Origin of the sequence: Streptomyces europaeiscabiei (assembly GCF_001550375.1) — a bacterium.
GTDB classification, from domain to species: Bacteria; Actinomycetota; Actinomycetes; order Streptomycetales; family Streptomycetaceae; genus Streptomyces; species Streptomyces europaeiscabiei.
Genome location: NZ_LRTR01000437.1, coordinates 1 through 10,646, shown reverse-complemented (window position 1 = coordinate 10,646; position 10,646 = coordinate 1). Strand labels below are relative to the sequence as shown.

General features: G+C 70.4%; 9 protein-coding genes and 1 pseudogene. 6 read left to right on the top strand and 4 right to left on the bottom strand.

Translation table 11 applies throughout. The features are described 5' to 3' along the window. Positions 1–386: 386 nt before the first annotated feature. The 4 genes and pseudogenes from AWZ10_RS47910 to AWZ10_RS21245 all read left to right on the top strand — a co-directional run. A pseudogene (locus AWZ10_RS47910) lies at positions 387–566 on the top strand (MBL fold metallo-hydrolase); the annotation flags it as partial. 335 nt (positions 567–901) lie between these two features. Beyond that, a complete protein-coding gene (locus tag AWZ10_RS21255; RefSeq protein ID WP_046705405.1) occupies positions 902–1,801 on the top strand; it encodes an ABC transporter substrate-binding protein in 900 nt (299 codons plus the stop codon). Beyond that, on the top strand, positions 1,798–2,715 hold the full coding sequence (locus AWZ10_RS21250) for an amino acid ABC transporter permease (RefSeq protein ID WP_046705404.1): 918 nt from the start codon (positions 1,798–1,800) through the stop codon (positions 2,713–2,715). The genes AWZ10_RS21255 and AWZ10_RS21250 overlap by 4 nt, the downstream gene beginning before the upstream one ends. After that, on the top strand, positions 2,712–3,494 hold the full coding sequence (locus AWZ10_RS21245) for an amino acid ABC transporter ATP-binding protein (RefSeq protein WP_208618537.1): 783 nt from the start codon (positions 2,712–2,714) through the stop codon (positions 3,492–3,494). Before AWZ10_RS21250 ends, AWZ10_RS21245 begins: the two co-directional genes overlap by 4 nt. An 84-nt stretch (positions 3,495–3,578) precedes the next feature. Here AWZ10_RS21245 and aroQ read toward each other — a convergent pair whose 3' ends face one another. Beyond that, entirely contained in the window at positions 3,579–4,052 is a 474-nt protein-coding gene (gene aroQ / locus AWZ10_RS21240) for a type II 3-dehydroquinate dehydratase (RefSeq protein ID WP_037693152.1), read from the bottom strand. Positions 4,053–4,153: 101 nt separating this feature from the next. On the opposite strand from aroQ, the gene AWZ10_RS21235 reads away from it, so the two are divergent. Then, on the top strand, positions 4,154–5,200 hold the full coding sequence (locus AWZ10_RS21235) for a S66 family peptidase (protein ID WP_046705403.1): 1,047 nt from the start codon (positions 4,154–4,156) through the stop codon (positions 5,198–5,200). 122 nt (positions 5,201–5,322) lie between these two features. After that, positions 5,323–6,600: an MFS transporter gene (locus AWZ10_RS21230; protein WP_046705402.1), complete on the top strand. Its 1,278-nt coding sequence runs from the start codon at positions 5,323–5,325 to the stop codon at positions 6,598–6,600. Between the two features lie 55 nt (positions 6,601–6,655). On the opposite strand, the gene AWZ10_RS21225 is transcribed toward AWZ10_RS21230, so the two are convergent. From AWZ10_RS21225 to AWZ10_RS21215, 3 genes are all read right to left on the bottom strand, one after another. Next, positions 6,656–7,756: a calcium:cation antiporter gene (locus AWZ10_RS21225; protein ID WP_046705401.1), complete on the bottom strand. Its 1,101-nt coding sequence runs from the start codon at positions 7,754–7,756 to the stop codon at positions 6,656–6,658. 109 nt (positions 7,757–7,865) lie between these two features. Beyond that, positions 7,866–8,873, bottom strand: a complete 1,008-nt coding sequence (locus AWZ10_RS21220) for a TerC/Alx family metal homeostasis membrane protein (RefSeq protein ID WP_078935385.1) — start codon at positions 8,871–8,873, stop codon at positions 7,866–7,868. Positions 8,874–9,152: 279 nt separating this feature from the next. Continuing rightward, on the bottom strand, positions 9,153–10,646 hold a 1,494-nt coding region (locus AWZ10_RS21215; RefSeq protein ID WP_060891821.1), incomplete at its 5' end, for a hypothetical protein.

The following is a 10,646-nucleotide window of genomic DNA, read 5'->3' as shown; positions in this document are numbered from 1 at the left end:
GGGCGGGCCGCCGGCGGCCCCGCGACGGCCCATCGCGTCTGCGCACTCGATCGCTCGGCGATGTCCGCCGCTGAGCGGGAGCGGGGCACGGCAGCCGCCGGCCCCAGGTCGAGCCGCTTGCTCATGTCCAGGCGGAAGGTGCCCTACGGATTGACGTTGGACCAGAACAGCGCGGTCAGGCCACGCCGGTCCTCGTCGCTCAGCTTTTCCTCCCAGGCCGGTTCGGCCAGGACCTGCTGCACCAGCAGGGTGAGGACCACTTGATGCGCACCATCAGAAAGGGCCTCCGCCAGAGCCGGTACCCCAGCAACGTCATTGACGGCTGCCTCGCCGGAAAGGGCCTCACCCTGACGACACCACGCCAACAAGGCCAGTAGCGCTCTCCGGGCAACCGCGTGTTCCCGGGCGGGGTGGGCAACACCCGCAAGGACCCGGAGGCGTTCGCCAGTCTGATCCACGACGTGGAGACGAAGATCTTCGAAGCCCTCCCCGACGAGACATGGGTCTATCCGGGCCACGGCAACGACACGACGCTCGGCGCGGAGCGCCCGCACCTGCCGGAGTGACGCGCGCGAGGCTGGTGAACTCCCCGGTGGCGCAAGGCAGTTGGTGAGTCGACCGGCAGGGGGGGGCGCGAGCGCGCCCTCACGCGCCCCGTGTGAATCGAACGCACGCGCCGATGCCACGCGCGCGCTCCCGGCGCACGCCGTGGCGTAGTCCACTGGAAGCAGGTCCGCACGGGATGACGGCTCCCGCGCGGACGGGCCGCCGGCCTCCAATCCCCGCCCCCGGCCGGCGGCCCCGCCCGAGCGTTCACATGAATGCAACACACGTTCCCAGAATGCGGACAATGAGCCATGTGACCTCGACAAACACGACGTCGCGCTGTCAATCTCACGCCATGCGTCCTGTCCTGCGAGCCCCGCGCTCCCCGCGCCGTGCCGTCTCCGCCGCCATAGCCGCCCTGCTCGCCACCGTCGCGGTGGGCTGCGCCCCGCAGCCGGAGGAGGACGCCTCCGGCCCGGCCTCCGCCTCGGCGTCCGGAGCGTCCTGCGCCAAGGGCGAGTTGAGCACGCAGACCTCCGGCAAGCTGACGATCGCCACCGACGAACCGGCGTACGAGCCCTGGTTCAGGGACGACGACCCGAAGAACGGCGAGGGCTTCGAGTCGGCGGTCGCGTACGCCGTCGCGAAGGAGCTCGGCTACGCCGAGGCGGACGTCGTCTGGCAGAGCGTGCCCTTCAACAAGGCGTTCGCGCCGGGGGCGAAGACCTTCGACTTCGACATCAACCAGGTGTCGATCAGCGACGAGCGCAAGAAGGCCGTGGACTTCTCGTCGGGCTACTACGACGTGCGCCAGGCAGTCGTCGCGCTGAAGGGCTCCGCGGCCGCGAAGGCCACGAACATAGCCGACCTCAGAAAGCTGCACCTGGGCGCCCAGGTCGGCACCACCAGCCTGGACTACATCGACGACGTGGTGAAGCCGACCCAGGACGCCGCCGCGTACGCCAAGAACGACCAGGCCAAGTCCGCGCTGAAGAACGGCCAGATCGACGCGATCGTGGTCGACCTGCCGACCGCGTTCTACATCACCTCGGCCGAGGTGACGGACGCGAAGATCGTCGGCCAGTTCGAGAACCAGGGCGGCACGCCCGAGCAGTTCGGGCTCGTCCTCGACAGGGGCAGCGCCCTCACGTCCTGCGTGACGACCGCCGTGGACGCCCTGCGCGAGGACGGCACGCTGGCGAAGATCGAGCAGGAGTGGCTCTCCGACGCCGTCGACGCCCCGGTCCTCAAGTGACGGTCGTGAAGCAGGAGCCCGGCCGGGAGGACGCGGCCGACGGCGGCGGCATGCCCGGCGCGGACGACGGCTACGTCCCCTCGCGGCGGCGGCTCGACCGGGAGCACTACAAGCGCACCCGGGCCCGCCGCGCCACGGGCATCGCCGCCCTGTCGACCCTGCTCACGGGCATCGTGCTCTACCTCGTCGTCGTCAACGCGCCGGGCTGGCCGCGGACCAAGGAGACGTTCTTCAGCGCGGAGTACGCGCGCGAGGCGCTCCCCAAGGTCCTCGAAGGACTGTGGCTCAACGTCCGGCTGCTGCTGATCTGCGGCGTCGCCGTGCTCGTCCTCGGCATGCTCATCGCCGTCGCGCGCACCCTTCGCGGCCCGGTGTTCTTCCCGCTGCGGGCGCTGGCCGCCGCCTACACCGACTTCTTCCGCGGGCTGCCGCTGATCATCAACCTGATGATCGTGGTGCTGGGTGTCCCCGCGCTCAGGCTCCAGGGCGTGAGCGTCGACCCGGTGCTCCTGGGCGGCACCGCGTTGACGCTCACGTACTCGGCGTACGTCGCCGAGGTGTTCCGCGCCGGCATCGAGTCCGTCCATCCCTCGCAGCGCGCGGCGGCCCGCTCACTGGGCCTCACCAACCGGCAGGCGCTGCGGCACGTCGTGCTCCCCCAGGCTGTACGCCGCCAGGTGCCACCCCTTCTCAACGACCTCGTGTCGCTGCAGAAGGACACCGGCCTGGTCTCGATCGGCGGCGCCATCGACGCCGTACGCGCCGCGGACATCATCGTGGGCCGCAGCCTCAACTACACGCCGTACATCGTCGCCGGACTGGTCTTCGTCGCCCTGACCATTCCGATGACCCGCTTCACCGACTGGGTGACCGCCCGGATGGACCGGCAGCGGGCGCAGGGAGGTACGACATGAGCGAGACCCGAGAGCCCGCGGCCCCCTCCGCGGCCTCCCCCGTGCTGCGGATGGAGTCCGTGCGCAAGACCTTCGGCGGCTCGGTCGTGCTGCGGGACGTCGACCTGGAGGTCGCCCCGCACACCGTGACCGCCCTGATCGGCGCCTCAGGGTCCGGCAAATCGACGCTGCTGCGCTGCGCCAACCTCCTGGAGGACATCGACGACGGGGCGATCTGGCTGGACGGCGAGGAGATCACCGACCCGCGCGCCGACCAGGACGCGGTGCGCCGCCGCATCGGCGTGGTCTTCCAGTCGTACAACCTGTTCCCGCACATGACGGTGCTGGACAACATCACCCTCGCCCCGCGCCGGGTGCACGGCGTGGGCCGTGCGGAGGCCGAGGAACGGGCCCATGAACTCCTGGACCGCCTCGGGCTGAAAGGGAAGGCCGGCGCGTACCCCGACCGGCTCAGCGGCGGCCAGCAGCAGCGCGTGGCGATCGTGCGCGCCCTGGCCGTACGCCCCCGGCTGCTGCTGCTCGACGAGATCACCGCGGCCCTCGACCCGGAGCTGGTGGGCGAGGTCCTGAACGTCGTCCGTGACCTGAAGGACGACGGCATGACGATGGTGCTGGCCACGCACGAGATGGGCTTCGCCCGCGACGTCGCCGACCAGGTGTGTTTTCTGGACGGAGGTGTGGTGCTGGAACACGGCACCGCGGAGCAGGTCTTCGGCGACCCGCGGCAGGAACGCACGCGGCAGTTCCTGCGACGGATCATGGAAGCGGGCCGTCTGTAAGGGGCGTCCGCCTGGAGATCGGGCGTTACCGCCCCGTTCGCCGGGAGGCCGGGCAGCCCGCCTCGGCACCCCGCCGACGGAGCCCTACGCCTCGGCCTTTCCCGCCCCCACCAGCGCGGCGACCCGCTCCACGCCGAACACATAGCCCTGCACCCCGCAGCCGGCGATGACCCCGTCGGCGCGCAAGGAGACGTACGAGTGGTGCCGGAACGTCTCGCGCTTGTGGATGTTGGAGATGTGGACCTCCAGCACGGGCAGCCCGTCACAGGTGTTGAGCGCGTCGAGGATCGCCACGGAGGTGTGCGAGTAGGCGCCCGGGTTGATGACGATCCCGCTGTGGGCGAGCCGTGCCTCATGGATCCAGTCGACGAGTTCGCCCTCGTGGTTGGACTGCCGGAAGTCCACGGTGCCCCCGTGCGCGGCCGCCGCCTTGGCGCACATCGCCTCGACGTCGGCGAGCGTGTCGGAGCCGTAGATCTCGGGCTGACGCTGACCCAGAAGGTTCAGGTTGGGGCCGTTCAGAATCATGATCGGGGCATTGGCCAGGCTGCGGGGCACGGTTCCTCCGGTCCGTTCGGGGTGGGCGGCCCGTCGGGACCGCTGCTGAACCCCGGTTTATCACGGTGAAACCGTGGGGCAGGAGGCCGTACCCTCCCCGCATGACCACACCCTCGTACCCTCCCAAGCCCTCCCCCGGCGACCGCGTCGCCGTCCTCTCCCCCGGCGCCGGCCTGCCCGAGCTCTTCCCACGGCCCTACGAACTGGGCCTGCGGCGGTTACGTGAGGAGTACGGCCTCGAACCGGTCGAGTACCCGACGACCCGGAAGATGGACACGACACCGCAGCAGCGGGCCGGCGACATCCACGCGGCCTTCGCCGACCCGGACATCAAGGCGGTGTTCACGTCGATCGGCGGCGACGACCAGATCACCGTGCTGCCTTTCCTCGACCGGGAACTGCTGCGGGCCAACCCCAAGCCGTTCTTCGGCATGAGCGACAACACCAACCTGTTGGCGTTCCTGTACAACACGGGAATCGTCGGCTACCACGGCGGGACCGTGATGACCTCGCTGGGCAGGTCCTGCGCCATGGACCCGCTGACCGCGGACTCCCTGCGCGCCGCCCTGTTCACCTCGGGACCGTACGAGCTGCGGCCCGCCGAGCGCTTCAACGACGTCAATCGCGACTGGGCCGACCCGGCGACCTTCGACGCGGAGCCGGATACCGTGCCCGGCGCCGGATGGACCTGGGTGAACCCCGACCGCGTGGTGGAGGGCCGGAGTTGGGGCGGCTGTCTGGAGATCCTCGGCTGGCTGCTGATGGCCGACCGCGAGGTGCCGCGCGACCTTTCCGTCCTCGACGGCGGCGTGCTCGTCCTGGAGACCTCGGAGGACATGCCCAGCGGCGAGGAGGTCTTCCGCACCCTGCGGAACATGGGCGAACGCGGTCTGCTCCAGCGCTTCCCGGCACTCCTGATGGGCCGTCCCAAGGCCTGGTCCTTCGAACAGCCCAACACTCCTGCGGAGGCGGCCCGTTACGCGGCCGGACAGCGGGAGGCCGTTCTGCGCGCCATGCGGACGTACGCCCCCGACACCACGATCGTCTTCGACGTGGATCTCGGACACACCGATCCCCAGCTCGTCATCCCTTACGGGGGCGTGATCCGGGTCGACGGGCCCGCCCGGCGCATCTCGGTGACCTACTGAGACCGTTGACGCCTCCTGAGCCTCATTGGCCTCGAACGGGCCTCCGCACGCCCCCGTAACCGCCTGTCACCGTGGGTAGTTGAAGCGGCATGCAAGCTGCACAGACCGTGAAGCCGCCTTCCATGCTGCGACTCGCGTCCGCCTCGCTCGCCGGGACGGCCATCGAGTTCTACGACTTCTTCGTCTACGGGACGGCGGCGGCTCTCGTCCTGGGGCCGCTGTTCTTCCCGACGTTCTCGCCCCTGGCCGGGACCCTCGCGGCCTTCGCGACCTTCGGGGTCGGGTTCGTGGCGCGACCGCTCGGCTCGGTGCTGTTCGGGCACATCGGGGACCGGCACGGGCGGCGGCCGGTGCTCGTCGCCTCGCTGCTGCTGACCGGAGGCGCGACGGTGGCTGTCGGCTGCGTCCCCACGTTCGACTCGATCGGCGCGGCCGCCCCCTTCCTCCTCCTGGTGCTGCGTTTCCTTCAGGGGCTCGGGCTCGGCGGGGAATGGGGCGGCGCGGTGCTGCTGACGGCGGAGCACGCGCCGGCCGATCGGCGCGGGTTGTGGTCGAGCTTCCCGCAGGTCGGGCCCGCGGTGGGGTTCCTGCTGGCCAACGGGGTGATGCTGGCGCTGTCGGCGGGCCTGACGGAGGCCCAGTTCGCCGCCTGGGGGTGGCGGGTGCCGTTCTGGGCGGCGGGCGTACTGGCCGTCGCAGGGCTGTGGCTGCGGTCGTCGCTCACGGAGAGCCCGCAGTTCCTGCAGATCGACGAGCCCGCGCGCGTGCCGTTCGCCGAGGTCGTGCGCGGCCACTGGCGGCTCGTCCTGCTGACGGCGGGGGCACTCGCGATCGGGTACGCGGTGTTCTACTCGGTGACGACCTGGTCCCTCGCGTACGGAACCGAGCGGCTCGGAGTCAGCCGTACGGTCATGCTGACCTGCATCATGGGCGCCGTGGTGGTGAAGGGCGCCCTGACACCGGTGGCGGCGGTGCTCGGCGACCGGTACGGGCGGCGCCCGATGTGCCTGATCGGTTGTTCCGTCACCGTGTTGTGGATGTTCCCGATGGTAGCCCTGCTGGCGACCGGTGAACCCCTGTTGATCTTCTTCGGCTTCCTCGTGGCGATGCTCGCGTTCGTCACGATGTTCGCCGTCATCGCCGCGTACCTGCCGGAGCTGTACGAGCCGCGGGTGCGCTGCACCGGGGCCGCTGTCGGCTACAACCTCGGCGGGGTACTGGGCGGCGCCCTGACACCGATCGTGGCCACCGCCGTGGCCCAGGGCGGACGGGTGCCCTGGGGTGTGGCCGCGTATCTGACCGGGATCGCCCTGCTGAGCCTGGGCTGCTTCGCACTGCTGCCGGAGACCCGGCCGGTGCCCCTGGCGACGACGGCGGAGGCTGAGGCCACCGCGGGGTGAACACCCGTGCCACGCACGCACCGACACCGGCGACACGAATGCACCGACGCCGCTCCTACGGGTTCACCGCCAGCTCCAGGTACGCCGCGAACAGCACCAGATGGACCCCGCCCTGCAGTGGTGTCGCGCGTCCCGGGACCACGGTCAGCGAGGCCACCACGACGGTCAGGGCGAGCAGCACCATATGGGTGGCACCGAGGCCGAGGACGAGTGGTCCGGAGAGCCAGACGGAGGCCAGGGCGACGGCCGGGATGGTGAGGCCGATGCTGGCCATGGCTGAGCCGAGGGCGAGGTTGAGGCTGGTCTGGACGCGGTCGCGGCGGGCCGCGCGCAGGGCTGCGATCGTCTCGGGCAGCAGCACGAGCAGGGCGATGATCACACCGACGACGGCGTGCGGCAGTCCCGCCGCGTCGACACCGGACTCGATGGTCGGCGAGACGCCCTTGGCGAGGCCGACCACGCCGACGAGCGCCAGGCCGAGCATTCCAAGGCTCGTCCGGGCGGTGCGGGCCGACGGAGCCTCGGCGTGGTCGTCCTCGGTGATCACCTCGCCCAGCCGGGTGATGGGCAGGAAGTAGTCCCGGTGGCGTACGGTCTGCGTCGCCACGAACAGGCCGTACAGAGCCAGTGAGGACAGTGCGGCGAAGGTGAGTTGTGCCGTGGAGAACTCCGGGCCCGGCTTGCTGGTGGTGAAGGTGGGAAGCACCAGGCTGAGCGTGGCCAGCGTCGCGACCGTGGCGAGGGCGGCGCCGGTGCCCTCGGGGTTGAAGACCGCGATTCCGTGGCGCAGTGAGGCGACGAGCAGGCAGATGCCGACGATGCCGTTGCAGGTGATCATCACGGCTGCGAAGACGGTGTCGCGGGCGAGCGTCGCGCTCTTGTCGCCGCCGTCGAGCATCAGGGTGACGATCAGGGCGACCTCGATGATCGTGACGGCGACGGCGAGGACGAGGGAGCCGAACGGTTCACCGACCCGGTGCGCCACGACCTCGGCGTGGTGGACGGCCGCCAGTACGGCTCCCGCGAGCACCAGCGTCACCAGGGCGACGGCCGCTGCGGGCAGATCACGTCCCCAGGTGAGAGCGAGCAGGACGACCGCGGCCACCGGGACGACATCGGTCCATCGTGTCGTGAGCGACCGGAGCCGAGCGAGCATGCGGTGATCCTTTCAGACGTGAAAGGGCCCCGCACTCGGTGGACGCCGTGGTTCTGCGTCTCCCTCGTGCGGGGCCCCATCAGTGATAACTGTGCGGTGTCGGCCTCCGTCAGGCCTCGACGCTGTCCTTCTCGGTGCCGTCGGCCTTCTCCTGCGCCGCCTCGGCATCTGCCTGCGCCTGCTTCTTGGAAGCGAGGAGGCTGGTGATCGTGGTGACGATCAGGACCGCGCAGATCACGCCGAGCGAGACCGGGATGGAGATCTCCGGTACGTGGACGCCGGACTCGTGCAGGGCGTGCAGCACCAGCTTCACGCCGATGAAGCCGAGGATGACCGACAGACCGTAGGACAGGTGGACCAGCTTTCTCAGCAGGCCACCGATCAGGAAGTACAGCTGTCGCAGGCCCATGAGCGCGAACGCGTTGGCGGTGAACACGATGTACGGGTCCTGGGTCAGGCCGAAGATCGCCGGGATCGAGTCCAGCGCGAAGAGGACGTCCGTGGTGCCGATGGCGAGCATCACGACCAGCATCGGCGTCATGACGCGCTTGCCGTTCTGCTCGATCCACAGCTTGGTGCCGTGGTAGCGGTCGGCGACACCGAAGCGCTTCTCGACGGCCTTGAGGAGCTTGTTCTCCTCCCAGTCCTCTTCCGCCTCGTCGGCCCTGGCCTCCTGGATCAGCTTCCAGGCGGTGTAGATCAGGAACGCGCCGAAGATGTAGAAGACCCAGGCGAAGCTGGCGAGGATCGCCGCGCCCGCGGCGATGAATATCGCGCGGAGCACCAGGGCTATCAGCACACCGACCAGCAGCACCCGCTGCTGGTACTGCGAGGGCACCGAGAACTTCGCCATGATCAGGACGAAGACGAAGAGGTTGTCGACGCTCAGGGACTTCTCGGTGATGAAGCCCGCGAAGAACTCTCCGGCCGGCTGGCCGCCGGCGAAGACGAGCAGCCCGAGTCCGAAGAGGGCGGCCAGGGCGATCCAGACGACCGTCCAGATTCCGGCTTCCTTGATGGACACGTCATGCGGCTTGCGGCCGATGAAGAAGTCGACCGCGATGAGGGCGCCAAGGCCCATGACTGTCAAGACCCATAGGGTCGTGGAAACATCCACTGCGCCTCCGGCAGTACGTAACGGCAAATAGCAGCGTCGTCGCTACCGGAGGTCTCTTCCACCCGGTCCTCCAAGGCGTTCCACAACGCCTGGTGCCGCCGGGCCGACGCCCCGGGATCAGGATTGATCCGTATTGACGGGTACGCCGCAGCAAGTAGGGAGTACTCCCCTCCGCACGAAAAGAGTACCCAATCACCAAGAGTAGGTAAAGGGCTAGGCAAAGAAAGTATCAAAACAGCAGGTCAAGCGGCTTTGCGAGGGCTTGGTACGGGACGGTCCTCACCGGTTCCAGGAGCGGCGGGCGTCCGCGACGCGGGCGAGCACGTCGTGCATGACCCGGCTGCCGGGCGGGATGCTCGACGGCTCGTACGTCCACGCGTGCCCGACCCAGGGGTCGGCCAGGTGGTCGTCGGGGGTGGGCGTCAGTCGCATCAGCGAACGCCACAGCGGGTCGAGCAACGGCCCGTAGGCGGCGGCTTCCTGCCGGTCGGCGACCATCATCAGGTGGACGCCGACGGCCGGGCCCTCGTCCGCGAGATAGCGGAGCTGGGTGACGGCACGATCGTCGAAGCCGTGCGGGAAGTCATTGACGATCAGCAGTTGCTCGGCCGGGTCGAACCCCGGGGGCAGCGCGTCGGCCGCGCCGCCGCGCACGGCCATCTGTACGAGGTCGACGCGCTGGGTGAGCCGCCCCAGGACGTCGGAGACGCCCGCGGCTCCGGCGGCGGGCGGTCCGGCGAGCACACCGGCCCCCACCAGGGGCGCCAGCGCCGACGAGCCCGCCCCGGCCGCGTCGACGACGTGCACGGTGAACTCGCCCGGCGGGTAGACCGCGAGCAGACGCGCGGCGAGCGCCACTGCCGTGTCCAGCGCGCGACGGCGCAGCTCGTCGGAGTCGGCGAGCGAGTCACGGGAGCCGGAGCGGCCGCTGTCGATCCACAGCCCGCGCTCCAGCGGCAGCCGGACCAGCATCGGAATGCTCACGTCCTCGCTCTCCGGCAGATGGAGGTCGCCCAGGCGCAGGGCCATCGGGATCTCCATCGGCACCCGGTAGCCGTGCCAGACCGGGTTGTCCCAGCTCGCGAAGGCCGGGGGCAGCGCGGGCTCGACGACATCGGCCTCGGCCCTGAGCTGTGCGAGGTCGCGGTCGAGGGCGGCCCTGGCCTGGTCGACGAGCTGGGCGTGCTTGGCGCGGGCGGCCTCGCGCGCGGCGTCGCCCTGACCGCTGATGCGACTGCGCGGGTCGGACAGGACCTTGTCCAACTCCTGTTCCATGCGCGACTCGGCGAAGTCGACGGCGCTGCGATAGGCAGCGGTGGTGCGGGCGAGGTCCTCGAACATGCCCCACACCTGGTTGTAGAGCCGCTCCTCCATGGACCAGCCCGTCGCGTCACCGGCGACCGGCCGCGCGGGCTGACCCGGCTGGGCCGGTGGCGCGGTCGGCGGAGGCGGTGGTGGCGCGGTGGTCTGACGGCCGGGGTGGCTGTAGTTGACGGGGCCACCGGCGGTGGACGCGACGGGCTGGGTGCCGACGGCCGGATCGGCCGGGGCGGGGCCACCGTGCTGCGCCGAGGCGTGGTCCGGCAGTGTGGCGTCGCGAGGGGAGCCGTACGGGGGTGTGGTGCCGTAGGGGGAGGCGGGCTGGTGTCCCTGCTGCGGCGAGGTGTTCCCGGGCAGGCCCTGGGGTGTCGTGCCGCCGTGGGTCTGGTCGGGGCCCGGCGCCGGGGCGGCCGTCTGGCGGGGGCGGTCCGCGTCCGGGAGACGGGGCGGAGG